Here is a 25,932-nt window from a genome sequence, read left to right on the forward strand (position 1 = left end):
AATCCTTTTTCTTTTTAATAATTTTTCCACTTTGTGATACTACTTTCTCATTTGTGGATACCATTCGAACATATCACTGCGTCTATGTAACATTCTCTCAACAACATTTCTATATTTTGAGTACGCTTAAGGGACGGAAAGGGGGTACGACACCGCCTTATCTGGCCGTGTTACATTAGAACATTGGGTTCAACGGACCCGTAAAAAGTTTAATAAAGGACATTATCTTCCTGAAATTGTAGAACGGAGGCACCTTAAATATGAGGATCTCAACTGATCAAGAAGAGCTTTGCATCCTAGAAGCCATAAGGACCGCAAACGCTCACCGTGAGGAGCTCGCAGAGGCACTGGTAGACAATTCTGTGCTGATAATCATGGCCGCTACCGCTAGGCGCGACCTTACCGTGCGCGAGGTCTCCAACGTCACCGATATTCCTTTGGCAACGTGTTACAAGCTGGTAGAGAAGATGGCCTCCTTGGGTTTGTTGGCCGAGACCGGAAAGGTCCGCACCTCCACCCGCGGCAAGGCTTCCATGTACAGCTCCTCCATGAAGACGTTCTCTGTCGATGTCTCCAACGGGTACATCGAGATAAACATCGTATGGAAGAACGGGCAGACCATGAACGTGGTGAGGGAAGTCTGCTCCCCCGTCATCACCGGGGATATGGTCGGCAACGTAGACGCGCTCGGCCTGGCCACTAAGTAATATCTCTCTTCTGAGCAAAGTAATGATTTGAATGGAATAAACCAAGACAGGGGCTGGCAGAATGCCAGACCTCCTTCAACATTTTTTTACGATGGGTCCACTCTAATGCGCTTATCTTTGGCCGCTCATCTCGATGACCTCGTACTCGTTCCCATCGCTGTCGGTGAATCTCGCGATAAGTCGACCGTATTGATCGCGCATTGGCTTCAGCGTGAAGTCCACGCCCTCGTCCACCATGTCCTTGTGGAAGTCATATATCGAATCAGTGGCGAACACCACACCAGTACGGATGCCGGGCTGCTCCTGGTCCTCTTCCTTGGACCGGTAGAGGACGATGGTGGCACCATCCTCCAGTAACAGCTCAGCGTGGTCTCCAGAGATATCCTTTTTCTTGAGGGTAAAGTGAAGCACCCCGGTGTAGTCCTCTACGGCCGCGTCCAGGTCGGTCACCGGTACCCATACCTGTTGCACCCTCCTCAGTCTACCACGTTCGCTCTCCGGGGCCTCTCCTCCCATGGGGTCGCCGATAGGCATGAATGCTTATGTTTCTGAATGGTCATATTTTTTTCATAACATCACTGCAAACATTCTGATGATGGACTTTAACATCATAGCGATAGAGAATGATGGAACCCATACGAAATCCGCCTTCAGTTTCCTCTCCAGAGTGAAGGTGTTGATATTAAACGTGTGAGCATACTGACCTGAGGTTGAGGCGATTGAGGAGAATGGCGGTCTAAATGAACTCCTGGCAATGTTATATTTCCATCTTGGTCTCCTCAATGTCTAGGAATGTACCATGAAAGAGGTCAATCTGGGATTCTGGGAAGTTTCTGCCTACAGCCAGTATGGCTTGCGGAAGGACATTGAGGTATGATGCACTGTGGCTCTGTACCGTTTATCGAGCGAAGCACTCACATCCGAAATAAGCTCATATCTGGCAGATGCCATTCGCTGACCCAACCATTTATAGGGGAAATTCCTTCTCTGGATGAGCTCAAGGTTTTCAGATGGCTGGCGAGAAGGTCCGATACATCCGCCCCAAGGCATCCAGGCTGGAGCTGGGCCTCAAGGAGGTGCTCGGCTACGCAGAGCTGCTGTACTTCCTCACTTGGAAACAGATAAAGACCAAGTACAAGCAGACGGCCATTGGCGTGGGATGGGCCGTTCTTCAGCCGCTAATAACCACCATCATCTTCGCGCTCATACTATACAACCCTGATGTGGCCGGGCTCAGGACCCCGAGTGGTATTGAACCGATTCCCTTCCTTTTTGCTGGGCTGATGCTGTGGACCTTCTTCTCCACCACCCTGAACGGGGCTTCTATGAGCCTGGTGAGCAACTCTGCCATGATAACTAAGATCTACTTCCCACGGATGTTGCTGCCGCTGAGCCTGGTGATCGCTGGGCTACTAGACTATGGTGTCGCGTGGGTGCTGTTCATCATCATCGTGGCGCTTACCAATGCCTCTGTATCAGTGTGGATGTTCCTGGCCATCATCCCCCTGGTGCTCACCTTCCTGCTATCATCTGGCGTGTCCCTGTTCATGTCGGCGATGTCGGCGAAGTACCGGGACGTGCAGTACATCGTCCCCTTCTTCATCCAGATCCTCCTGTTCGCCTCGCCGGTCCTCTACTCCACCAACTTGATACAGAACGAGAGCCTGAAGTGGATCCTGTACTTCAACCCCCTGGCAGGCATCATGTCAGCACAGCGTGCGTTCATCTTCGGCACAGATCTGGACCTGGTGATGCTGGGGGCGGCTACCGTCTTGACCCTGATCGTGTTCTTCGCCAGTCTCCTGTACTTTAAGGCGTATGAGAGGCGCCTGGCGGATGTGATCTGATGGAACCTGCGATCGAAATCAGGCATCTGTCCAAAGAGTATGTCATCGCGTCCAGCAAGGGATATTACCAGGCAGGTGGACGGCTGGGAGAGAAGCTTGCATCCGTAGTCCGCCATCCGCTCAGGACCGCCCAGCATATACGGCAACCCAAGGAGACGTTCTACGCCCTTCACGACATCAACTACACCATGCAGAAAGGGGAGAGCGTGGGCATCATAGGCCGCAATGGGGCGGGTAAGAGCACTCTCCTGAAGATACTCTCTCAGATCACTTGTCCGACCGAGGGCGAGGTCGTTCTACGAGGCACTGTGGGAAGCCTCCTGGAGGTGGGCACGGGCTTCCACCCCGATCTTACTGGTAGGGAGAACATCTACCTTAACGGCGCCATCCTCGGAATGCACAAGAAGCAGATCGAGGCCCGCTTCGACGACATCGTGAGGTTCGCGGAGGTGGAAAAGTTTCTGGACACACCCATCAAGCGCTTCTCCTCGGGCATGTACCTGCGCCTGGCCTTTGCAGTGGCTGCGCACCTGGAGCCGGACGTGCTCATAGCCGATGAGGTCCTGGCCGTGGGCGACCAGCAGTTCCAGGCCAAGTGCCTGGGGAAGATGAGGGAGGTGTCCCAGGAGGGCCGCACCGTTATCTTCGTATCGCATAACATGCACGCCGTGAAGACCCTATGTCAGAACGCCATCCTGCTGCAGGGTGGGAAGATGTTAACGAGCGGACCGTCGGAGGAGGTCATCGGCGAGTACGCCAGTTCCCTGGAGGGGCATAATGGCAACTTCCCTGTAACGGCCAAGGACATCACAGTATGGGATATGGACGTACGTCAGGGGGGCGCTGGTAAGATGCTTATCGACGGAGCGCGACCGTTCGACATCCACGTACGATTCCAGCTCCATGAACGGATGCAGCACCTGCGCATGGGGATCTTCGTAAACAACTCCCTGGGCGACGAGCTCATCCGTACCCTCTTCTCCGATTGGGACGCCTCCCTGGAGGACTTGGGGCCGGGCACCTACCAGGCCACGATGACGTTCCCCGGGAAGCTGCTGGTGCCGGGCAACTACACCCTGGTCCTCAGCGCGCACCGCCAGGGAGGGTTTGACATGCTTGCTGGCCACCGGGTGGAGGCCGGGATCAATGTGTCCGCTCCTCACGACTTCAACTCCGGAGGGGCAGGGGACCCCCTGCAGGCGCAGGTCATCCTGGACCGACGCTGGGACGTGCGCAGGGAGTAAGCCTTAGAGTGCACCGGAAGCATGCTGGACAGAGAACGATTATATGGGTCCAGCATATTGATAGTGGGTAATATATTGACCAAGTCCGCGCTCATCACCGGTATAACCGGCCAGGACGGATCCTACCTCGCAGAGTACCTCCTCTCGAAGGGCTACGAGGTGCACGGCATCATCAGGCGGGCGAGCACCTTCAACACCGCCCGCATTGATCATATCTTCCGAGATCCCCATGAGAAGGGAGCGAGGTTGTTCCTTCACTATGGAGACCTCACGGAATCTGAGACCCTATCTAACATCATCTACAACGTCAAGCCCAATGAAATATACAACTTAGGCGCCCAGAGCCATGTCAGAGTCTCCTTCGATATCCCAGAGTATACAACAAATGTGGTGGGCATAGGCGTGACCCGGTTGTTAGAGGCCGTGCGGGGCTCCTGCAATAATATTCGCATATACCAGGCTTCGAGCTCGGAGATGTTCGGGTCGGCTGACCCGCCTCAGAGCGAGAGCACGCCGTTCCAGCCTCGAAGCCCATATGCCTGTGCTAAGGCCTATGCGTACTGGCTCTCTAGAAACTACCGTGAGGGTTATGGGATCTTCGTCTGCAATGGCCTCTTGTTCAACCATGAGTCTCCCCGCCGGGGTGAGACCTTCGTCACACGAAAGGTCACCCGAGGTATCGCGGCCATCCTAGCCAAAAAACAGGATTACTTGTACATGGGCAACATGGAAGCACGACGCGATTGGGGATACTCACCGGAATATGTGGAGGTCATGTGGAAGATGCTCCAGTTGGACCATCCAAGCGATTATGTGGTGGGAACGGGGCAATCACACTCAGTGGAAGATTTCGTGAACACGGCCTTCGAGTACGCAGGCCTCGATCCAAAGAAGCATGTTAGAACTGATCCTCGCTACTTCAGGCCAACTGAGGTTGAGGACCTTATCGCCGACACAAGCCGTGCCCAGAAGGTACTGGACTGGAAGTATAGGATCGGTTTCGATGATCTGGTGAAGATCATGGTGGACGCGGACATGCGCTCCGCCGGCCTCACCCCTGTGGGAGAGGGGGACAGGATATTGGAGAGGAAATACCCTGATAGATGGTGGATAGGCGATTGAGCGATGGTAAAAAAAAGCAGGTTGAAGGTTCGCGTCGGTGACTTGGTCATCGGTCCCGAGGAAAGGGAGGCCATAATGGGCGTTCTAGATTCGGGTAAGATCTCCGAGGGGAAATGCACGCGGTCGTTCGAGCTAGAATGGGCTAACTACATCGGGACAAGGGAGGCGGTGGCGACGAACTCCGGCACTTCGGCCCTCATCGCTGGGTTGACGGCATTACATTATGTTCCCGAGGGCATCGCCCCTTGCTCGAAGATCATAACCACGCCCCTTACATACGCCGCGACGTCCAACGCCGTGGTCCTGACAGGACACGAGCCTGTCTTCGTGGACGTTGACGCCGATACCTTCGGCATTACGACCGAGGCTATCAAGGAGAAGCTAGAGAGCAGCGACGACCCGACCGAGTTCTCCACGCTGCTCCCTGTCCACCTCATGGGCTACCCCTGTGACCTGAACGGTATGGTGAGGATCGCGCGGGAGAACGACCTAGTGCTCTTCGAAGATTCCGCGCAGGCACACGGAAGTGTGTACGATGACCGTCGCACCGGCTCCATCGGCCGCTTGGCAGCCTTCTCTTTCTACATAGCCCACAACATCCAGGTGGGAGAGCTGGGTGCGGTGACCTCTAGCGACGAAGCACTGATCAAGAGGATAAGGCAGGTCAAGGCCAACGGCCGGATGTGCGACTGTCCAAAGTGTGTGCGCGATGAGAAGGGTTGTGTGAAGAGAACCTCTCTGGATGACCCTGACGCCCGGTTCACCCATGAAATCATAGGTTATAACTTCAAGACCATGGAGTTCCAGACCGCCCTGGCCAACGTGCAGCTAAGACAGATCGATAACATAATCAGGAAGCGGCAGGAGAACGTCAGGTACCTAAATGATGGTCTCTCTGCACTGTCCGGGAACATTAAACTGCCTTTCTTTAGCAATAAGGTAAGCTATCTGGGATATCCTGTGGTCATCGAGGATAGCCGGTTCGTCAGGAACCGTGTCCTCAAGCAGCTGGAGGATCGGGGGGTGGAGACCAGGCCCCTGTTCGGCTGCATACCTATGCAACAACCGTCCTACTCTTCGTTCAAGCATCGCTATGAGGGGCGTCTTCCTAACGCCGAGCATTTGGGAGCCCATGCGTTCTACATCGGCTGCCATCAGTACCTGACCGAGGACGACCTCGAAATGATCATCCGGACCTTCAGGGAGGTCTTCGCGTGAGCGACTATTGGCGGAAAAAGAAGGTACTGGTCACAGGAGGTTACGGTTTCCTCGGCTCCCATGTGGTCGCTGCGATCCTGGCACGGGGTGTGGAACTAAAAGATGTTAGGACATATGGCTCCAGCGAGCTGGACCTTAGAGACATGGGAAATTGTCGCACCGCGGTAAAGGGCATAGACATCGTCCTACATGTAGCTGGAAGAGGAGGGGGCATCGGATACAATCAACGGAATCCCGGATCCCTGTTCTTCGACAACATCACTATGAACACGCACCTCATGGAGGTGGCCCGACAAGAGGGCGTAGAGAAGTTCGTAGGAATAGGGACAGTATGCTCGTACCCCAAGTACACTCCTGTGCCGTTCAGGGAGAGCGATCTTTGGGAGGGATACCCGGAGGAGACGAACGCATCCTACGGGCTCTCTAAAAAGATGATGATCGTACAGTCGGAAGCCTATCGTAGGCAGTATGGGTTCAATAGCATCAACCCCCTGCTTGTTAACCTTTACGGGCCGCGGGACAAGTTCGACCTTAAGGATTCACATGTTATCCCTGCCCTGATACGAAAATTCGTGGATGCTCGTAGGCGCGGGGAGAGGGAGATCATCGCCTGGGGCAGTGGGAAGGCTTCCCGTGAGTTCCTTCACGTCCGAGATGCGGCAGAGGGTATTCTTTTAGCGGCAGAGAAGTACGACCGGTCCGAGCCCGTCAACATCGGGAGCGGTTGCGAGGTCACCATCAAGGAGCTCACCGAGCTCATCGCCGAGCTATCAGGATTCCAGGGAGAGATCCTGTGGGATACATCGAAACCTGATGGTCAGCCCCGTAGGTGCCTTGATACTTCCCGAGCCCTCCAGGAGTTTGGCTACAGAGCGAAAATACCTCTGAAAGAGGGGGTGCAGGAGACGATTGAGTGGTACATGGCCAATAATAAATGATGTTCTAACACTGGTCTTTCATTACGCGGAATTCGAGGATCGTACCGTATTGGATGCTCGTTCGTATCGCGGCCTTTTCACCTCTAGCTAAGGGTCAGTCTTCGCAGTGGGATCGATACTATGGAGATTGCGTTTTCTTCTCCTGCCCCTGTGAAGCAGATAGTAAAAAGGACTGTAGACGAGCCCGGCCCGCTCAATGAAACCCTCATAGATCACTTTGAGGGGGGGCTCCCCCTTCATGATGCGGTTCAACCTCCACCCATCTGATTTGAAGATATTTGGGATGAGCTGCTTGTGCCTGAGGTATAGAGGAAAGACCGTTAGGGAATAGTGGACCTTGTTGCGTATCCATTTGCTGGGATAGTCCCTGGAGATATCCATGCCGATTGTCTCAGTCCTGTACAGGCCTGCGGCGAACGCGTCCACGCCCCTCCCCCGCTTCATACTCCGCAATGTGATGTCCAGATCGTCACCGCCTGTGATGTTAATATCATAGCCTTTTAGAACGTCTAGGAAGAAACGGCGGCGGAAAATCCATGTATAGTGCTCTGTGGGCCTTTCCCCCCAGCCACCATATAGAAAATCATTCTCTGATGCTAGCACCGAGAACTTATCCATGTCGAACTGATGGATGATCACATCATCATCGCAGATAGCTATCCACTCGCTGCTGCTAACAAAAGCCCCATAGTTCCTGGCCTCCAATCGGTCCATGTCCGCCTGGACCAGCTTTACATTGTATTCTGTGCAAAGTTCCTCTATCTCTCTCTTCTCCTTGATCGAGGAATCGACCACTATGACCTCGTTGAACCCTTGGTCTGTAGAGTGAATGAGGGTCTTGGAGAGGTACCCATACTTGTCCATTGTGGGGATGACCAATGATAAGGTGGTTTTTTTGCTCATGGCGATGACCCCTTGGATGAGCTAGCAATTGCTCCATCGGCTTTCATACTTGTGCTCTGGATGTCATGCTGATATCCCTAAGTCTCTGCCCGATGTTGCGCAATGGGTAATTCATCCTTATGCGCCGGTCTGCACGTAGGAGGAGGAGACGCTGGCACGCCGACGACGGAAAGCTGATGACGAACCCTAGATCAGTTAGGATCATCTGCTTTTACAACTGCACGCGGTCCCGTGTATCATCGTCCTATGAGGATATGGGTGAAATAAGAAGGTGACCATAACGGCCGGTCACAATCCGGCCTAGTGTTTCAGCTCCAAACAATACATATAATAGTGTCCCTTCCTGCCTGCTATCAAATAACTATGACTGGCCTTGTCCAAAACATCCCCTCGAAACTGCGGGCGTGCAGAAGGGAATGGAATCTGTTTAATCCCCTTAGTGATGACATCATAAAGAAGAACTATCTGTCCAAGGAGGAACAAATCGCCCGCATAAACGCATCTTTGATGAAGAGGAATAAACCGTTCCTAACAAAAGATAGGCCCAACGTGTTCATCGCCGTCCGCCACGTGAATTGGGAAAAAGGTGGTCTGGTGGAACCTTGGAAGGATATAGCTTCCATCACCCATTACGACTGGTCACTAGATGGTTACGACCAAAATGCACCCTTCTGGCAAAAGGAAAAAAAGAAGGAGTTCAACGACAAACTATTGGCGATGGTGAGGAAAAGACATCAGGAAAAGAGGATCGATATCTTTTTCTCCTACTTATCGGGCCGATGGGTCTATCCAGAGACAATAGAAAAGATCGGCGACCTAGGGATCATCACCGCCAATATCAGTTTTGACGATAAGATGCTGTATTGGGGCTATCGGGAGGGAGGTGGGCTATCGGGGAACGCCGAGATAGCCAATCGTTACGACGTCTGCATAACCAGCCAGGATCGGGAGGACGTGGGTAAGTACGTACACTCGGGCGCTAATCCTCTCTTTCTCCCAGCTGCGGGAAACCCCAACATATTCAGCTATCTGGATTTGGACCGCACGATTGGTGTTTCTTTCATCGGCCAGTGCTATGGGGTGCGGCCCAAGTACATCAGTTATCTGAGGAAGAAGGGCATTGACGTGCGGACCTATGGCCTGGGATGGCCATCGGGTTCCATCACCTTGAAAGAGATGAACGATGTCTATAATCGGTCCTTGATAAATCTTGGATTCAGCTTCATCAATAGTAACGATAAGATCAGGGGTCTGAAGGGGAGGGATTACGAGATTCCTCTAGCAGGGAACCTTTACCTAACGTCCTATCATCCCAGCCTGGAGGAGGTCTACAAGATCGGTACTGAGATCGACTGCTATCAGGACAGGGAAGATCTCTTGGAGAAGGTGAGGTTCTATCTAAATCACCCCGACAAGGCGATGAAGATTGGGTATATGGGCAGAAAAAGGTGCTTACAGGACCATATTTGGACCAACCGCTTTGCTGAGCTTCTCACGGTACTGCGGGGTCCAGCCTGAACGATTCAAGGAAAGGCCGGATGGTAAGATCCAGATAGGGAAGGTCAGTCACTTACGACCGCTAACTTGTATTGATATAGGACCTTCTGGGCATGGACCAGATGAGAATGGTTCTTCCTCACGTACTCCAATCCGCTGAGGGCTACACTCTCTCCTGCGTCCCTGCTATCGAATATGTAAATCGCACGATCTGCGATAGCATCAGGATCTTCCGCCGGTACCTTGAAACCATTGACCCCGTCAGTGATTGTTTCCTTCAAGCCCCCGATGTTGGAGACGATGACCGGTCTCCCACAAGCCATTCCTTCGAGCATGGAAAGCGAAGTGGCTTCCTCCACCCCGAAAGATGGTATCGAGGGTATCAACACGATGTCCGAGCACTGGTAGTATGAGGGGATGGCCTTATGCGCCACCGAGCCTAACAATAAGACGTGGCCCTCTAGGCCAGTGTCGACGATGACCTTTTGAAGATGGCCCTTCTGAGGCCCATCCCCTGCGATCAGCAGAATGGCCTCAGGATGCTTCTTTGTTACGGGAACCATCGCCCTGATAGCAAATTCCACGCCGTTCTTCGGCACCAATCTTCTAGGGCAAAACAACAGCTTGGCCTCTTCCGAGATATTCAGGGACCTCCGGAGGGTTTTCCTGCCCGGCCCTTGTATGGGGTGGAAAGTGAGGGTATCAACGGCATTAGGAAGGACCTCCATCCGGTCCTTGTCGATGCCTGCATACAGTCCTATATAGTCTCTAATCCGGGTATCGACGCAAATGATCCTCCTTGCCAGAGCATATGAGGACAACTCCTCCTGGAGCTGTTTTTCCACGAGCGGTGATGCCGGATCCAATCCCTCGGCACTGACCATCTCCCTCACATAGTAGCCATGGGCAGTAAGGACCATGGGGATTTGGATTTTTCTTCGCTCCATCTCCGTGGCGACCACCTGGAGGGAGAGCGTGTCCTGGGGATTGAGGACTTGGCAATCTAGGTCGCTCTCGCGAACTCTGCGTCTCAGCAGCTCTAACTTTTCCCGGCCCCACGATTCGACCCTTCTCTCTTTCGAGGACTGCATCTTCCTATACAAGGCTCCGGGGTACCTCGTGATCAGCCTAAAACCCATGGTCTCATGGGGGTAGATAGTTCCCACCTTCACGCCTAAGCTCTCCAGGCCAGAGGCAAGGAGCCTGATGTGGGTATGCTTACCGCCCACTCCCCCACCCTTGAAAGGGTCATCGTTGCTGGGGATAATTACCTTCTCGACGGAAGCGTTCATCTCAGGTCCTTTTGGATGATAAATAAGTATGATATTTCATCGTTCTGCCACCGCTTCCTTCATTCCAGAACCCCACATGAGCTTCCACTCCCTCGGCCGAGACCTACGTCACGGCTTTTTACAGCTACTCCATCTCCCCCACGCAGTCATAATCGCACGTTGGTGCTTAGGGGAGGCGTTCATGATCCGCCGATCCATTAGGGCAATCCGAGCATTGGTCAATCGTTACCGCTCTGGGAGCTGGGGCTCTCGGGGCACTTGGCGTCCACTCTCTGGAAGGGGCGCTGTACCATCCTCCGCACGGCGGCCAGGGCGCGCTTCACCAGGGCCCGGAAGGCCTCATCGAGCAGTAGAACGCTCACCAGCCAGTCGTTGCGGTGGAACTCCCGGCATACAAAGCGGTCGGCCTTCATGTCCCCCACCCACTCCCGCAGCGAACGCTTTGGCGTATCGGCCCCCATGCGGCTGTACACGATGCAGTTGAGGAGATCGAACACGATCCGGGCGAACCTCACCTTCCCCTGGAAGGGAACGATAGAGGCGGGGTCCAACGTCCCTGCGAGGTCCTGGTACGCGATGAGCGGGAAGTTCATCCCGCACGGCAGGCCCATACCGCACCAGGCCCACAGGTGAGGGTTGACCTCGATGAGGACGAACTCATCGTTCCGGGCATCCTTCTTGAACTCGAACTCCACCACTCCCACGTAGCCCAGCTCGCGGACCATCCTCTCCGCCATGTCCTTTATGGAAGCCGGGGCGGTCACGTTCTCGCCCAGGTTGGTGTCCCCGTGGTTGGTCATGCAGCCCCGGACCTTATGACCGGCCAAGGATGCGAGGACCTGGTGGGACCTATCGATGTACATACCGATGTTGTAGATGCGGTCGGAACCGCCGCGCACGTACTCCTGGAAGAACATATGCTCCATGAGGCGGCTCTCTTTCTTCAGGAACCTCTCCAGCTCCCACCTGTCCGCTATGATGGTGTTGCGGAGCCTGATCATGTCGGCGTGAAGGTGTTGGGGATCGCCATTGCCTGACCACCGATGCAGCCGGGGCTTGACGACCACTGGATACTCTTCCGGGGGCAGGCGCAGCACCTCCTCCTGCGTCCATGTCCTGGGGGTCTTGATCCCCCTTTCCCGGGCCCACTGAGAGAACCGGTCCTTGTGCAGCATCAGCTCCACTGCCTCCCATTCGGCGGTACAGGGAATGGAGACCTCCCGAAGGCGGCTAGCATGCCTGGCCACGGCCATGGACCACTGGTCGGTGACCGGTAGCACCACCGGGAGGTCACCCTCCTTCTGGCAGAGATCATAGAGGAAATCTATGGCCCTGTCCTCCATGGTAGATGGATCGGGACACTGCGCGTAGGTAGCGTAGCGCGAGTAGGTGGCGATGGCCCGGTGATGGTTCAGGACCACGCACCGCACGCCCTCTCCTCCCAGGTCCTGGACGACGCTAAGGTTGTTACCCAGGACGATCACTTTCCTCTTGGCCTCAGGAGAGTTCTCAGCGCTCAAATGCCCCACCCCACGCTACGTTATTAAATCTTTAAGCCCGTTAATTGGTTCGAGGTATTAACTGGTATCGGCCTCGTCATCGAATTATGTGGTACGGCACTGGTATATCTTTTCCACTTAAATGTACCGAGGAATTTGTACCGATAGATAATTAAGCATTGCCAGTTTCTACCATGGCCAAGAAGGGGAAAGATATTGAAGCTGGATATTCTCTCCTACGCATTATATATGGTCAGTAAATTCTCCATGTGCATTTACAAGAGGAGTTCATATGTCGTTCACTGAAGATATCATCAGCAAGATCGAGGACAATTCTCTGGTGGTGGGGGTCGTGGGCCTCGGCTATGTAGGCCTCCCCTTGGCCACGGCGTTCGCCAAGCGTTTCAAGGTCATCGGCTTCGACACCTGGGTGGAAAGGGTGGAGATGCTCCGCCATGGTATCTCGTACATCGATGATGTGAAGGAGGTGGGGAACGGTAAGTTCAATCCCACCACCGACGTCGGAAAGCTTGCGGAGTGTGATGTCATCATAATCGCGGTTCCCACTCCCCTTCATGAGAACAAGCGCCCTGACCTCAAGCCGGTGAAGAGCGCCTCCGAGTCAGTAGGGAGGATCCTGAGGAAGGGTCAGTTGGTAGTGCTGGAATCGACCACCTACCCCGGTACCACAGAGGAGATAATGCTGCCCACCCTGGAGGAGTTTTCCGGGCTCAAGGTCCTCGAGGACTTCGGGGTCGCCTACTCTCCGGAGAGGATAGATCCTGGTAACAAGACCTACTCCGTGACCACCACCCCCAAGATCGTCGGCGGTCTAACCCCGGAATGGACGGAGGTCACCGCCAAGGTGTACGGAGCGGTGATCACTAACATATTCAAGGTCTCTGACTGTAAGACGGCGGAGATGGTCAAGATCTACGAGAACGTCTTCCGCAACGTCAATATCGCCCTCGTCAACGAGATGGCCCTCATCAGCGAGCGCATGGGGATAGATATGTGGGAGGTCATCGAGGCGGCCAAGACCAAGCCCTACGGCTTCATGGCCTTCTACCCCGGACCCGGTGTCGGAGGGCATTGCATACCCTTGGACCCTTACTACCTGGCATATCGATCCCGCCAGTTCGACTACATACCTCAGTTCATCGAGACCTCTGGCGAGGTCAACGACTACATGCCGGTACACGTGGTGAACCTTGCCAAGAAGGGATTGGAGAAGGTGGGGAAGCGGATCCACGAGGCCAACATCGCGGTCCTGGGCATAGCATACAAAGAGAACGTCACCGATACCAGGGAATCTCCCGCGGTCCCCATCATCGAGGAGCTTATCGATCGCGGGTCCATCGTGAAGGTCTATGATCCCCTGGCAAAGTCCATCAGGATCGAGGGCGCCATACTGGAGTCCAAGGGGTCCATCGAAGAGGTCCTTCAATGGGCTGATTGTGCCATACTGCTGACGGCGCACGCCAAGCTCCGCGAGCAGCTGCGCGCGGTTATGCCGACGATGGAACGCACGGACTTCGTGTTCGTGGACACCCGCAACGTGATCAGGGAAAAGGTCGACGGCTACCGAGGCATCATGGTGAAGCTGGGCTCTACCAAGGAGAGATGAACTAACTAGACATCTCCCCCTTTCTATCAATTTTCCTTCCAACTACCTTCTGACAATCTGGAACTCTTCCAGGTACTGCTGTGAGATCTTCTTCCAATCGAAGTTCTCCACGGCGTACCGCCGGGCATTGGACGCTTGACGAACCATACCATCGTCTATGAGCGCACGGACCCGGGACGCGTCCTGGACGGGGTCTCGACAGGAGATGTGCAGGCCGCACTGGGCCGTTCTCACGATGGACGTCCCGGGTATGTCCGACACGATGCACGGCAGGCCTGAGGACATCGCTTCCAGCAAGGACAGGGAGAGACCTTCGTAGATGGAGGTGCTGAGGAAGAGGTCGGCGCTCCCGTAAAGCTCAGGCAGCTGGTCATATGGTACCGGGCCGAGGAAATGAACGTTCTTGATCCCGCTCTCATCGGAATATCTCTTACACTGATCGAGCATGTCCCCTCCCCCGGCCATCACCAGATGCGCAGGTGTCCCCGACATCTCCAGAGCCTTCACCAATCTCAGCTGGTAAATCGGGTTCTTGATGGATGTGACCCGCCCCACGGAAAGTATGAATGCGGCGCCATCAGGTATGCCCAAACGCTCCCTGACCGCGCCCTTGTCGGCCAGGGGAGAGAACTTCTCGGTGTCGGTCCCGTTCAATATGAAGGATGGCTCACTGACTTCAATGCCTTTCAGCTCTTCCATTATGCCAGTGTTCTCGGTGGTGAAGCGCGCACCTTCACCTGAAAGCCCCTTGTAGCACCGGTGCTCATGCCAGGCGAACCACCTGTAATACGCGTAGGGGTAGGGGAACCGGCTTACAGCGGCGCGTCCAGTTGCAGTGGAGTGCAGAGTGACCACGGCGTTACCGGCGCCTATCCCCGGCACCAGGGGGTTATGCAGCCACACGGCGTCGTAGGTGTTGTTCTCGGCGAGCCATCGACGGACCCCTTTCCAGTAGCTCGTGAGACCGAACCTCCCATGGCCCCCGGCGGGTATGATCACGTCGGGACCTGTGGGGGAGCAGACTTGTACATCATGCTCCTGCCCCAGCAAGGTAGCGACATTATGGGCGACGATGGCGATCCCGGACCCCTGGGGGTAGTACTCCGTTGCGCAGACCAGTATCTTCAGGGAATTCACCATGGCCGTTTTCTCTCCTCGATAACGGTCTTGTATAGTTCAATGGTTTCCCTCATCGCCGAGTCCCAGGAGTAGCTGGTCCTTATGAGCTCGCTACCGCTGGCGCCCATCCTTCTCCTCATGCTCTCATCGGAGGCGAGGGCTAAGATGGCCTCGGCGAATCCTTTGGCCGAGTACACGGGGACGAGCATGCCGTGCCCTCCCACGATGGGTCGGAGCTGGGGCAGGTCTGTGCAGATGACCGGGAGGCCGCAGGCCATGGACTCCAGGATGGTCCGGGGGACCCCCTCGTAGTGGCTGGTGAGAACGAAGATGCTGGAATCGCGGTAGATGTTGGGCATCTCGTTGTTGGGCACATAGGTGTTGATGGTGACCTTGTCCTTGATGTTCAGCCGGGCGATCTGGGCCTCGATCTGATCCTTCTGGGGGCCGTCACCCACCAGCAGGAGATGGAGCTTAGGTTCCTCCTTCAGAGCGAGTGCGAAGGCGTCGATGAGCGTGTCCACTCCCTTCCCGGGAACGAACCTGCCTGACCACACCAACCTTACAACGTCGCTGGACTCGCGGGGCTGGGGGGAGAACAGCTCTATGTCCACCCCGTTGTGTATTATGGCTATGCGGCCTTCAGCTATGCCGAGCTTCATAACCGCCTCCGCATCCTCCTTGGTGTAGCAGATTATCCTTTCAGCGGATTCCAGCGTCCACTTGGCGATCGTCGGCATATAGATGTCCTGGACCCACTTCGGCATATTCGTAGATATCATGCCATGGTTGGTGATCACAAGAGGACTATCCCCGATGCGGCGGGCGAAGGCTCCCATGTTGGTCGAGAAGAACAGGTGGGAATGCGCGTGCAAAATGTCGTAATCCTTCTGCTGCTTCAATATGGCATTCAGCATGGAGGGGGCGATGGCATTGCCCTTGGGTTTCATGATGCTATTGAACTCCTGGACCTCATAGCTTCGCTTGAACCCGTTGGTCTTGGAACCCCTGATGGAGATGACCTTGACCTCATTACCATGCTCGCTCTGCCACTTGGAGATCTCATGAGCATGAAGGCCTAGGCCCCCCACCACATGAGGGTAGAGGTCGCTCACTACGCGCAATATTCTAATGTGCCATCCCCCGTTTACGGTCAGCAATTAATCATTAATTAAATTATCCACTTACTACCTGGGTAATTTAACGATGGTCGACATATTTATATTTTTTGCAATAAAATAATATCTAAAAAGATTTTATTAATTCCCCATTTTATTCGATGAAAGAAAAAAACAGGAAAGAGGCCCGAGGGCCGTTGAAAGGTTTCTGTTCATACGGTCCGTGATCAGCTGTTGTTGCTGACAGTGTTTCCGGAGGTTATCTTGTACTCCGTGTAGCACCCAGTGACGACATTGTTGGTCACGGTCGAGCTAATGGTCTTGGCACCGAACATTATCCCATACGCGCAGTTCACCACCTTGTTACTGGAGATGGTGTTCCCGGAACTGGTGTGGGTGGAGTCGGATGTTATCCATATCCCCCTGCCCTTCTTGGCACCGGAACCGTCCTCGACGTAGTTGCCGGTCACCTTCATCTTGTTGCTGTTCCAGGTGTATATACCATGGCCTCCCTTGGTGATGATCTTGTTGTCGGAGATCGTCCAGCTAGAGCATCCGCTCGTGTAGACGCCACTGCTCTTGGCACCGGTGAAGGTGCAGCCCTTGATCACGGTCCCCGTTGTCCCGGTAGAGACCAGGTTGGTGTCATCATCGTCGACCTGCACATTGATGAACTGGTTGTTGTTGGAGTTGGCGTATCCGCCCTTGTTCCAGACGGTTATGCCGGTCGTCCTCCCGGACCAGCTGGTCAATGCCTTGATGACGGTGTTGCTCACCACGTTGTTGTTCCCCGGTTCCCAGTTAACTCCGACCATGGAGCAACCGGTTATGGTGCAGCCATCGATCTTGTTGTAGGTGCTGCTGACCCCTGCGACCTGGCTTCCAGAGCATATGCCGTTCCCATACTGATTACCGTAACCTATGTTAGCAATTCTGCAGTTCGTCACGGTATTGTATGAGGAAGCCTGGAACTCGATACCATGGCTCTTGGGGAAGTGGTGGATATAGATGTTGGACAATGTACAATAGGTACATCTTACCAGCTCGATGCCACCGTAGATTCCGCTGGTGTAAGTGGCACCTTTGCCATCCACCTCGAAGTTCGAGAGCGTGATCTTGCTCAGAGCGGAGAAGTCACGCTTTGCGACCTGTACCATGGTGTCGGTGCCCAGGTTCTTTGCCGCCACCAGCTTGGTGGAGGTACCTGCACCGACCAGGTTCTTGTTTATCCAGATCTTACCGGTCAAGGAGAAGGTGCCGGCAGCTAGTGAGACTGTTCCCCCGGTGGGGGTTTTATCATTGGCCCACTGGATACATGCAGTGGCCGTTCCCGAGTATACTTTTTTACCCGAGGCATCTAGTACGTAAGTAGGCGTGACCTTGTAAGTATATGCCGGAAGTTCAGTAGAGGATTCATCATAGGGATCGATGGTCACTTCAGAAGAATCGTTCGACAGAATCACAGAGCTGTCGGAGAGCGTCCCTACGACATCCTTGCTACCCTTCGCCCCTATATAGACAAGAGTCGAAGCGGCAAGGAAAACACCGATAACCAAAATAGCAACGAATTGCTTCGTTCTATTTCTATAATTAAGATATTTTTTTATTTTATTGTATTCCTTTACCAATATTACCACCTCATTTCTTTAATCACCTTCTCACTTGGAAGACAAGCCTTCTCGTTTTTGCCTCACTCATGCAAATCGCCTTACTGGCTTAGCAGCAATGTATCCGGCGAGATGCAGCCTGCTCCTTCGAGTGATGCCATTACTTAATCATTGATAAAGGTTTCAGTTCTAGTATTATTATTAAAAGCATTTACAGAACTTTTTATTAATATAGTAAAAATTCTATAAATAAAATATTTCATAATAAATATCCTTTATAAATCGTCAATGGACGTATAGGTGGTCAGAAATTTGCATTAGTCTGAATATTGTGCACCTTTTTCCCCTTTTTTCATCAGGTCGATATCACGAATAATGGTTGCGAATCGCGTAAATCATCAATTGATTTGGCTGAAAATCGATTTTATTTTTCCATAATTCAAGCCTTAAGTACTGTTATGATACGACAAACCCCAGGTTTAACCGGGGTTAACATGTTTTACGATGTTGTTTTACGATTGACGTTTCCCAAAATCAATAAGAATTGATTATTTTCTAGGGCGAGAACAGTAAATTAGATTCATTCCTGCGCTCCCGTTGCCGTTAGGGACTAATGCCGATCTTGCGGGTCCCTTTAGTATCATACTAACGGCTAACTCCGTTGGTTTTTTACGGGGAACATCCAACTCGGATTTTGAAAACGTACACCGAACCCTATTAACGCTCCTTCACAGGACATTATTAGAGGCTTGATAATCGATTCGTTCAAACCTCATTCGTTTGTACATTCTTTCTGACTAATCACAATCAAATAAACAGTTGAGTGAGATCGCACAGTGTTTTCATCACAAGAATCCGACGGGTCGGGGTGAAGTAGCCTCCGGACCTCATATCTCGATTGTTACTTCCTGTTGAAGCTGCTTGCCGGTAGGCATCCACGCCTTCCTTTCACTGCAGTACTGCAGTATCTTCTCGTACAACCTCAGAGTGTCCCCCTGCATGTTGGTATTGTGCCAAAGAATGCCCATCGTCCCTCTCTGGGCCTCCACCACATCGATCAGCTCCTTCACGAGGTCCCAGGCCCCCCGTACATCGAGCCTCATGTAGTTCTGGAAGAGGGAGGCGTCCATAATGACCAAGGGGATCTCCCGAATATCGATGGTGCTGCCGGTCCCGAGATCATATGGGAAGAAGGGGTGGCACATGCCTCCCCTGAAACCAGCACAATCAGCATAACCTAGGGTGGTATCGTACTTGAACCCGGCCTGCTGCAGCAGATTCCAAGTCAGCGGAACCTTGAACCTAAGAAAATGGTTCCTGTATCCCACAACCTCTTTTCCCAGGGCCTCTTCGAGCAGAACCTTCTCCTTTTTCATCCGTTCTAGGTCGGCATGCGCGGCCTGACTTCCATGAAGGCCCACCTCCCAACCTGAGCCATCTATGAACTTGAGGTCGTCCTTTATATCCTTGATATCGTAGGACCGGTCAGGTCCACCCTCCACCGCGATGAAGTAGAAGCTGGAACGTGCTCCATATCTTTCCTCCAAGGCCATGATCTCTCTGCTATCGAGGAACGGGCGGACCACCCTTGGTCTACTCAGTTTATCGATAGTTCCTCGGAAATCTCCGACCATGAACGAACGTATCGAATCCAGTTCCTTTCGAAAGTAGTTATTTGGGCAGAGAACGTCCACATCGTGGGAAAGGCAGACGGCGAACTTATGACCATCCGGGTACTCTACCCGCATCCCCCGGTTGTTGAGATATCGCGAAACTGTAGGCTCACGGATGTTCCTTTCCTCACTGGCATAGTACGGGAACCTACCGAAGCTGTCGCGAAGCCCCTCGCGATACTCTTCCTCACGGGCGAACATATTCAAAAGCGACCGGTCGCCGCGAAGTAGGTCCAACATCCCGTCTTTATTCATTCGATACTCGATAAAAATCAGGTTATTAATAGATGGTGGCCGAGAGCCACGAACTTGCTGATTCCGTCCTATCCCTTCTTTTTTCCCAGGAGCCTACGAATAAATATATGGTCTCCATTGAAGTGAGGAGGATAATGTCCGACAGGACTAAATACAGAGAACTTTGCATGGCCGAGCCCACCATACCCATATTCTCACAGGACTGGTGGCTGGATGCGGTGTGCGGAGAGGCCAATTGGGATGTCATCACTCTAGAGAAGAACAATGACATCTACGCCACCTTGCCCTACTATTTCCAGAACAAGCGGGGTTCCCTGTATATTACGATGCCTCTGCTGACCCAGACGCTGGGTCCATGGATGAGGCCGACCAAGGCACAGAAGTACAGGACCAAACTAGGCAGCGAGATGGACACGCTGAGCAAGCTTGTCGAGGCCATACCTCCCTTCAAATCCTTCGAGCAATATTTCCATCATTCTATCACCACCTGGCTGCCGTTCTACTGGAACGGCTACCGGCAGACCACGCGTTACACGTACATTTTTCCGGACCTCACCAACCTGGACAGGATATACGAGGATGTGGACCATGGAGTCAGGAAGTACATCTCCAAGGCCAAGGATGAGATAGATGTGGTGGAGACCGAGGACCTGAGAAGGTTCTATGAGATCAACACCGCGGTATTCACCAAGCAGGACCGAAAGGTCCCCTACAGTTATGAATTCCTCTCCCAGCTGGATGGCACCCTCCGGAGGAGAGGTAAGCGGAGCATACTGTTTGCTGTGGACAAGAGCGGAGAGCTTCGAGCAGGGTTGTACCTGGTATGGAGCGGGGATTGTACCTACTCCCTCATGTCGGGGATAGACCCCAAGTTCCAGAATGACGGAGCCCTCCGACTCCTGTTCTGGGAAGGGATAAAGAACGCCAGCAAGGTGACCAGGACGTTTGATTTCGAGGGGAGCATGCTGAAGCCGGTGGAAAGGAACTTTCGGAAGTTCGGGCCTATCCAGACCCCGTACTTGCACGTCTACAAGAAGAACACCTTCCAGGACAAGCTGACCAAGAGCTTGTCAGACCTGAGGCACGGAAGGCGAGGGTCGTCAAAGCCCAAGGCAGATACTGATGCAGAGTCATGAAGTTCACATGCATGTCCGGGAGAACAACGCTGCGTAGCCTTGCTCAATTAACTCCCTTACCCCCTACTTCTATTATCATATAGTATAATGATAACAGCAAAAGAGGGCAGGACGATAGCTTGAAATTTCCTGAGTGAATTTTGTGAAGACGTGGGGTCTCGGTCACAGAGCACGCCTCGGGATCGGACCGACCCGTAGATGAGAGTCTTCGTTGTTGTATCTGGGTTGGGGACAAAATGGCCGCGGGAGGCAAACCAATGAGGGCCCTGTCGAGCACGGCCAGCATCCACGATCCTTATGATCGGCGGACCATGGATGTTCATAGGCCTGATTATAAATCTATCTATATAGATAATAATAATTTATATATTGAACAACAGTGTTTGGATTGATGTAGCAGGATACCAAACAGTTCAATTGCCCCAATAGAATCTTAAAAATAGGCATTAAAAATGACTGTTTCTTAGCGTGGGGCGGGGTATATACAAACTTTACTATAAAAAAGCACACAAGATAGCTTAATATAAATGATATTATCAATCACTACTCCGATGCCTCAGAGAGTAGTAGTAACGGGCGGAGCAGGCTTCATCGGTTCCAATATAGTGCATGAACTCCTTGACAAGGGTTACGTAGTCAATATCATCGACGACCTATCTACCGGTAGGTTCGAAAACATCGCACCCTATGTAGATCGGGGGGAGGTGAACTTCTATAGAGGGTCCATTTTGGACTGCAATCTCTTGAAGTCAGCGTTCAGGGACGCTGATTATGTGCTGCACCAGGCAGCCTTGCCGTCGGTCCAGCGGTCCATCGAGAACCCCCGGGCGACGAACGACGTCAACGTCACCGGCACGCTCAACGTGCTCATGATGGCCAAGGACGCTGGCGTAAAGAAGGTGGTCCTGGCCTCATCCTCATCGGTGTATGGGGACACCCCTGTGCTGCCGAAGGTTGAAGACATGAAGACCAATCCCAAGTCCCCATATGCAGCTACCAAGCTTATGTGTGAGAACTATGGCTCCTCCTTCACTGATATATTCAACCTACCTGTGGCCTGTCTGAGGTACTTCAACGTCTACGGGCCCAACCAGAACCCAAACTCCAACTACGCTGCGGTAATCCCGCTCTTCATCAATGCCGTCCTCAAGAACCAGAGCCCGAGGATCAACGGTGACGGCAGCCAGACCCGTGACTTCACTTACATCAAGGACGTGGTGGACGCCAATCTCCTGGCTATGAAGTCCTCGGCTACCGGCGCGTTCAACATCGCCTACGGCTCCCAGGTCAGTATCCGCGCTCTTGCGGAGAAGATCATGGATATCGTGGGCAACTACCCGGAGCTGAAGTTCATCGATGCCCGTAAGGGTGATGTCAAGGACTCGCTGGCCGATATCACCCGGGCCAGGAACGGCTTCGGCTACGATCCGCACTACAGCCTGGATAGAGGTCTGAAGGCCTCGGTGGAGTGGTACGAGTCTCGGTCCAAGGTGGACATCTGCGCCCCGTCCAAGCTGATGGCCGTCTCCACGCACTAAACCCTTAGTTTTTAGTCTTCAGAACGAGAGGGTGGATGATCTCCCCCAATACTAGGGGGGTGGGGGGACATCACCTCTCTATACTCATTTCTCCGCAGGTTATTTTTAAATTGGTGCTGGGTGGCGACGGCTTTCAGCTCATCGACGCTTGATCTCGTCGTAAACCCCAAGGGTCATGTCGGCGATGCGGTCCCAGGAGTATTCTGAATCTGCCATCACCTGTCCGCGCTGGCCCATCTCCTGGGCCTCGGAGCAGTTTTCGGCCATGTGGACGATGGCTTTCTTGAGAGCGGTAACATCCGCAGAAGGCACAAGGAGACCGTTCACACCCTCCTTGATTATCTCCGGCAGGCAGCCGACGGTGGTGGATATCACTGGCTTCCCTAACCCTAGGGCGATCTGGACGACCCCGCTCTGCGTAACCTCGATGTACGGCAGCACCACGGCCATGCAACGGCCGAAGATCTCCGGGACCTCATCGTCGGCCACATAGCGGTTGATCACCTCGAACCACGGGCGATCCTCCATATCCTCTTTGTAGGGGCTGAGGTCTCCCTCTCCTGCGATGATCAGTTTTAGATCATGGCCCTCTGCGTTGAGCTCGTTGATCGCCTTCACCAGGTAGCCGATACCCTTGTACTCGGAGATCCGGCCGAAGAACAGGAAGGTCCGCTCCGTTCCCTCGACGCAGGTCTGGCCACAGGAGAAGAAGGAGTAGTTACCGTGGGGGACGATCCTCACTATGCCCTTGTCCACGTTCCGGATGTTGTCCCTGGCATACTCGCCATGGACGATGACCCTGTCGGCGTATGAAAGAAGCATGTCGCGTACCGATTGCACATCGGTCCTACTGCTCCCTGGATGGGGCACGATGTCGTGTATGGTCATCACTGTGGGTATATCATCGATGAACGGCAGGATGAAGTTCATCCAGGGGTAGCATCCATTGAAGTGCACCACGGACGGCCGGCGGTCCCTTATGAACAATATGAGCTCGATGATCTTCCAGAACTCCACGGTGTTCTTGATGAAGTTCTTCTTGGTGTTCCCGATGTCCATCTCCCTAACGTTGACCTTGGAGGAAATGTGCTCAAGCTCGCTCCCCCGTGGCAAGATCAGGTCCACCTCGGCCTTTTGGCCCAGGGCGTTCGAGAGCTGAGTAATGTAATGATGCAGTCCCCCTCGGGTGTTGAAGGAGACCACGACGATCCGTTCATTCCTGTGTCCGTCATTTCCGTTCATATCGGCCCACACATCTCCAGGTCATTGGTCGAGGACTATCATCGAGCTTCATCATGCTCAGAAGCCACCAGCCTCCGTCAGGTGGACTGGACAAGGCTATGCTGGTTATTGTACACTGTGGAATATTTGTACAGATCATATGGCACATAGGTGTACGGGAAGACCGCGTTCCTGGTCAAACTATGCTCGATGTTGTACGAGCCCAGGTATATCAGGCTTCCTTTTTTCGCGGTGGAGATGAAGTCCAGGTCATCAACCCCCCAGAAAAAATACTCATGGAACACCGGGGAACGGTAGGAGTCGGCGTACGCGGTACCTACCTTTTCGGCCACGATCCACTTCTGGCCCATTACCTCGAAGTCGTTGTACCGGACATAGTCCAGGTCTAGATCGAGGGCGAAGGAGGTATGCTGTGTCTTCTCCACCTGGTATATGAGGCCGGTGTTGAACATCAGGAACACTGACAGGAAGAGCACTACAGAGGCTGTGATCCACCTGGACGAGTACCTCAAAGGCTTCCGCTTGGTTATCCAGGCAGTGAAGGCCCTCCACAGGTTGAAGAAGTAGAATATCCCGGCGACAGACATGGGGGCAAGGACCAGCAGCATGACCTGAATGATCCTGCTGGTGTTCAGGGAGCTGGCGAAGTTAGGCACGGCGATGCAAGCTAGCAATACCAGGAAGGCCGCCACTGCCATGTTGGTGTAGGCCGCGGGGAAGTGGTACCTGCTCTTCTTGGAGAAGAGCGATAGTAAGCCTAGACCTATCAGGCCCTGCGCTCCCAGCTGCACTACCTTTCCCACGGAGTGCAGCGGAGTGTTCGCTTCTCTGGTGATTATCTCCATGCCCTGTGCGGCCGAGGGACTGAAGAGGTCCGTCCACATGGACTCGGCGATGTTGAATACGATGTTGACGATGCTCTTGAACGCCGAGGCGTTGGTGACCGAGGTGTACCAGAGTATGGTCATGAAGGCGACCGCCAGGAGCAGACCCAGATTAAGGATCAGCGGACGCTCCATCCTTCGAAGCGCGGGGACCGTTTCCTTCTTGATGGCCCTGCCCAGTTTCAGCAGGATGAACCTTCCCAGGTATACGAACAGAGCTATTATCCACAGCAGCAGGAACATGTAGGTGGTGCCGTAGTGGGAAACGATCAGGCAGAAGCTGAACACGCCGGTGAGCAGCAGCTTCGCTCTTCCGCTCATCTTGAGACTGGTGTCCATGAGCAGAGCCAGGACCAAGGTGAAGAACAACAGGGCCACCTCCTGCCTCCCCAGCTGGGGGAACTCCTGATAAAAAGCGTAAAAGGACACGGCGAAGGTCAAGGACATGAAGGCGAACCACCTGGACGAGTACCTCGATATCAGCGGGAACAGGGCCAGAGGTGCAAAGGCGAACAGCATGGGGCAGATGAGCTTGAACACCGTGGTCAGGTCCAGATTGCTTATCAGCGAGTAAGTAGGAACGAGGACCACGATGCTCAGCATGGCGTTGATGTTGGAGTAGAAGTTGAAGTCCCATCTGGCGTTCTGGATGACGGTGCTGGCGATGTAGTACTCCTTGTGAATATCCCAGCCCCAGATGTGGGAGGAGATGAACGAGGTGTGCAGCAGTAGGCCCAGGGCGATGCCGTACAGGAGCCAGGGATAGGCCCGATCATCCCTGGACCTTGAAAGTCCAGCGTAGATTATGGCAGCGAAGATAAGGGCGAGGGCGATGTACTGTACGAAGGTGTTCTGGTACTCGGTGGCGATAAGTGATCCCAGGGCTGTGACCACGGGGATGAGTATGGCCAGGTAGATGAAGGGGTCGCTCCAGTTGACCAACTTCTTCTTCGTGTAGGTGATGGTGGGACAGTCACAGAACAGGTACACCAGTATGATGATGTTCAGTAAGCATAGTATCACCAGAAAGAGGTTGGAACCGGTGATGACCCCGGTGACCCCGGTGAGGAAACCTATGGACATCAATATCAGGCCGCAGGCGAAGATGAAGAATATGCTCAGGCCCACGATCATGACCACGGCCATGGTCAGGTCCAGCTCCTTGATGCGGAAGAAGCCTAAAAGGAACGTCCCCGGGATGAAGGTCAGCAGGAAGACGAAAGCGATCTGCCTCACGATCTCCAGCGGAGCGTAGAGGTCGGACATGAAGATGGAGTAGACGGCGACTATCTGCAGGACATAGGTCACCACCAGCAATGTCCGCAAAGGGAAGGCCTTCTGATTGGCCCTCTCGTGTGTCCACATCATCTCAAGCCCTCACTGCCCAGAACAAGCATGCACCGCTCTTCTTTTGATATTCATCTGCAAATATTATTGGAGACTGCATTAGGTTCAGGGGCCATAAA

General features: G+C 53.5%; 20 protein-coding genes. 10 read left to right on the top strand and 10 right to left on the bottom strand.

Going from position 1 to position 25,932, the window contains the following annotated elements; translation table 11 throughout:
* Positions 1-260 precede the first annotated feature (260 nt).
* Entirely contained in the window at positions 261-707 is a 447-nt protein-coding gene (locus tag GXX95_02855; protein ID NLT37081.1) for a hypothetical protein, read from the top strand.
* A gap of 111 nt (positions 708-818) precedes the next feature.
* Here GXX95_02855 and GXX95_02860 read toward each other — a convergent pair whose 3' ends face one another.
* Positions 819-1,241 carry a hypothetical protein gene (locus GXX95_02860; protein ID NLT37082.1) on the bottom strand — a complete coding sequence of 141 codons (423 nt, stop codon included), beginning with the start codon at positions 1,239-1,241 and terminating at the stop codon, positions 819-821.
* Between the two features lie 476 nt (positions 1,242-1,717).
* Between GXX95_02860 and GXX95_02865 the strand changes: the two genes are divergently transcribed.
* The 5 genes from GXX95_02865 to GXX95_02885 are packed head-to-tail and all read left to right on the top strand — an operon-like array spanning position 1,718 to position 7,076.
* Positions 1,718-2,554, top strand: a complete 837-nt coding sequence (locus tag GXX95_02865) for an ABC transporter permease (protein NLT37083.1) — start codon at positions 1,718-1,720, stop codon at positions 2,552-2,554.
* Complete coding sequence (locus GXX95_02870; protein NLT37084.1) at positions 2,554-3,798, top strand: ABC transporter ATP-binding protein; 1,245 nt, start codon at positions 2,554-2,556, stop codon at positions 3,796-3,798. Before GXX95_02865 ends, GXX95_02870 begins: the two co-directional genes overlap by 1 nt.
* A gap of 21 nt (positions 3,799-3,819) precedes the next feature.
* Positions 3,820-4,920: a GDP-mannose 4,6-dehydratase gene (gene gmd / locus GXX95_02875; protein NLT37085.1), complete on the top strand. Its 1,101-nt coding sequence runs from the start codon at positions 3,820-3,822 to the stop codon at positions 4,918-4,920.
* Positions 4,921-4,923: 3 nt separating this feature from the next.
* Positions 4,924-6,138, top strand: coding sequence for a DegT/DnrJ/EryC1/StrS family aminotransferase (locus GXX95_02880; protein NLT37086.1), 1,215 nt, complete (start codon positions 4,924-4,926; stop codon positions 6,136-6,138).
* Positions 6,135-7,076: a GDP-L-fucose synthase gene (locus GXX95_02885; protein NLT37087.1), complete on the top strand. Its 942-nt coding sequence runs from the start codon at positions 6,135-6,137 to the stop codon at positions 7,074-7,076. The genes GXX95_02880 and GXX95_02885 overlap by 4 nt, the downstream gene beginning before the upstream one ends.
* Positions 7,077-7,163: 87 nt before the next feature.
* On the opposite strand, the gene GXX95_02890 is transcribed toward GXX95_02885, so the two are convergent.
* The gene (locus GXX95_02890; protein NLT37088.1) at positions 7,164-7,979 is read right to left on the bottom strand and encodes a glycosyltransferase family 2 protein; all 816 of its coding nucleotides are present in this window, start codon (positions 7,977-7,979) and stop codon (positions 7,164-7,166) included.
* 594 nt (positions 7,980-8,573) lie between these two features.
* On the opposite strand from GXX95_02890, the gene GXX95_02895 reads away from it, so the two are divergent.
* Positions 8,574-9,497 carry a glycosyltransferase family 1 protein gene (locus tag GXX95_02895; GenBank protein ID NLT37089.1) on the top strand — a complete coding sequence of 308 codons (924 nt, stop codon included), beginning with the start codon at positions 8,574-8,576 and terminating at the stop codon, positions 9,495-9,497.
* A gap of 44 nt (positions 9,498-9,541) precedes the next feature.
* Here the strand turns inward: GXX95_02895 and GXX95_02900 are convergent, their stop codons facing one another.
* On the bottom strand, positions 9,542-10,768 hold the full coding sequence (locus tag GXX95_02900; protein NLT37090.1) for a glycosyltransferase family 4 protein: 1,227 nt from the start codon (positions 10,766-10,768) through the stop codon (positions 9,542-9,544).
* Positions 10,769-10,986: 218 nt separating this feature from the next.
* Positions 10,987-12,288, bottom strand: a complete 1,302-nt coding sequence (locus GXX95_02905) for a hypothetical protein (protein ID NLT37091.1) — start codon at positions 12,286-12,288, stop codon at positions 10,987-10,989.
* A 271-nt stretch (positions 12,289-12,559) separates the two neighbouring features.
* Here GXX95_02905 and GXX95_02910 point away from each other — a divergent pair, with 271 nt between their 5' ends.
* A complete protein-coding gene (locus tag GXX95_02910) occupies positions 12,560-13,894 on the top strand; it encodes a nucleotide sugar dehydrogenase (protein NLT37092.1) in 1,335 nt (444 codons plus the stop codon).
* A 42-nt stretch (positions 13,895-13,936) separates the two neighbouring features.
* On the opposite strand, the gene GXX95_02915 is transcribed toward GXX95_02910, so the two are convergent.
* From GXX95_02915 to GXX95_02930, 4 genes are all read right to left on the bottom strand, one after another.
* Positions 13,937-15,034, bottom strand: a complete 1,098-nt coding sequence (locus tag GXX95_02915) for a glycosyltransferase family 4 protein (protein NLT37093.1) — start codon at positions 15,032-15,034, stop codon at positions 13,937-13,939.
* On the bottom strand, positions 15,028-16,137 hold the full coding sequence (locus GXX95_02920) for a glycosyltransferase family 4 protein (protein ID NLT37094.1): 1,110 nt from the start codon (positions 16,135-16,137) through the stop codon (positions 15,028-15,030). Before GXX95_02920 ends, GXX95_02915 begins: the two co-directional genes overlap by 7 nt.
* A gap of 221 nt (positions 16,138-16,358) precedes the next feature.
* Entirely contained in the window at positions 16,359-17,687 is a 1,329-nt protein-coding gene (locus tag GXX95_02925) for a hypothetical protein (GenBank protein NLT37095.1), read from the bottom strand.
* A 938-nt stretch (positions 17,688-18,625) separates the two neighbouring features.
* Positions 18,626-19,651 (bottom strand): hypothetical protein, encoded by a 1,026-nt coding sequence (locus tag GXX95_02930; protein NLT37096.1) that lies wholly within the window; start codon positions 19,649-19,651, stop codon positions 18,626-18,628.
* A 149-nt stretch (positions 19,652-19,800) separates the two neighbouring features.
* On the opposite strand from GXX95_02930, the gene GXX95_02935 reads away from it, so the two are divergent.
* Positions 19,801-20,802 carry a GNAT family N-acetyltransferase gene (locus GXX95_02935; GenBank protein NLT37097.1) on the top strand — a complete coding sequence of 334 codons (1,002 nt, stop codon included), beginning with the start codon at positions 19,801-19,803 and terminating at the stop codon, positions 20,800-20,802.
* A gap of 551 nt (positions 20,803-21,353) precedes the next feature.
* Positions 21,354-22,340, top strand: coding sequence for an SDR family oxidoreductase (locus tag GXX95_02940; GenBank protein NLT37098.1), 987 nt, complete (start codon positions 21,354-21,356; stop codon positions 22,338-22,340).
* A gap of 138 nt (positions 22,341-22,478) precedes the next feature.
* On the opposite strand, the gene GXX95_02945 is transcribed toward GXX95_02940, so the two are convergent.
* The gene (locus GXX95_02945) at positions 22,479-23,582 is read right to left on the bottom strand and encodes a glycosyltransferase family 4 protein (GenBank protein NLT37099.1); all 1,104 of its coding nucleotides are present in this window, start codon (positions 23,580-23,582) and stop codon (positions 22,479-22,481) included.
* 77 nt (positions 23,583-23,659) lie between these two features.
* The gene (locus tag GXX95_02950) at positions 23,660-25,834 is read right to left on the bottom strand and encodes a DUF2206 domain-containing protein (GenBank protein ID NLT37100.1); all 2,175 of its coding nucleotides are present in this window, start codon (positions 25,832-25,834) and stop codon (positions 23,660-23,662) included.
* Between the last annotated feature and the right edge of the window lie 98 nt (positions 25,835-25,932).

The organism is Methanomassiliicoccus sp. (genome assembly GCA_012719175.1).
Lineage (GTDB): Archaea > Thermoplasmatota > Thermoplasmata > Methanomassiliicoccales > Methanomassiliicoccaceae > UBA6.

What these genes read in the sequence shown, in the direction of transcription:
- GXX95_02855 (NLT37081.1), top strand. Translation starts at nt 261, where the DNA reads ATGAGGATCTCAACTGATCAAGAAGAGCTTTGCATCCTAGAAGCCATA.
- GXX95_02860 (NLT37082.1), bottom strand. Translation starts at nt 1,241, where the DNA reads ATGCCTATCGGCGACCCCATGGGAGGAGAGGCCCCGGAGAGCGAACGT.
- GXX95_02865 (NLT37083.1), top strand. Translation starts at nt 1,718, where the DNA reads ATGGCTGGCGAGAAGGTCCGATACATCCGCCCCAAGGCATCCAGGCTG.
- GXX95_02870 (NLT37084.1), top strand. Translation starts at nt 2,554, where the DNA reads ATGGAACCTGCGATCGAAATCAGGCATCTGTCCAAAGAGTATGTCATC.
- gmd (NLT37085.1), top strand. Translation starts at nt 3,820, where the DNA reads ATGCTGGACAGAGAACGATTATATGGGTCCAGCATATTGATAGTGGGT.
- GXX95_02880 (NLT37086.1), top strand. Translation starts at nt 4,924, where the DNA reads ATGGTAAAAAAAAGCAGGTTGAAGGTTCGCGTCGGTGACTTGGTCATC.
- GXX95_02890 (NLT37088.1), bottom strand. Translation starts at nt 7,979, where the DNA reads ATGAGCAAAAAAACCACCTTATCATTGGTCATCCCCACAATGGACAAG.
- GXX95_02900 (NLT37090.1), bottom strand. Translation starts at nt 10,768, where the DNA reads ATGAACGCTTCCGTCGAGAAGGTAATTATCCCCAGCAACGATGACCCT.
- GXX95_02910 (NLT37092.1), top strand. Translation starts at nt 12,560, where the DNA reads ATGTCGTTCACTGAAGATATCATCAGCAAGATCGAGGACAATTCTCTG.
- GXX95_02915 (NLT37093.1), bottom strand. Translation starts at nt 15,034, where the DNA reads ATGGTGAATTCCCTGAAGATACTGGTCTGCGCAACGGAGTACTACCCC.
- GXX95_02930 (NLT37096.1), bottom strand. Translation starts at nt 19,651, where the DNA reads ATGTTGGACCTACTTCGCGGCGACCGGTCGCTTTTGAATATGTTCGCC.
- GXX95_02935 (NLT37097.1), top strand. Translation starts at nt 19,801, where the DNA reads ATGTCCGACAGGACTAAATACAGAGAACTTTGCATGGCCGAGCCCACC.
- GXX95_02940 (NLT37098.1), top strand. Translation starts at nt 21,354, where the DNA reads ATGCCTCAGAGAGTAGTAGTAACGGGCGGAGCAGGCTTCATCGGTTCC.
- GXX95_02945 (NLT37099.1), bottom strand. Translation starts at nt 23,582, where the DNA reads ATGAACGGAAATGACGGACACAGGAATGAACGGATCGTCGTGGTCTCC.
- GXX95_02950 (NLT37100.1), bottom strand. Translation starts at nt 25,834, where the DNA reads ATGATGTGGACACACGAGAGGGCCAATCAGAAGGCCTTCCCTTTGCGG.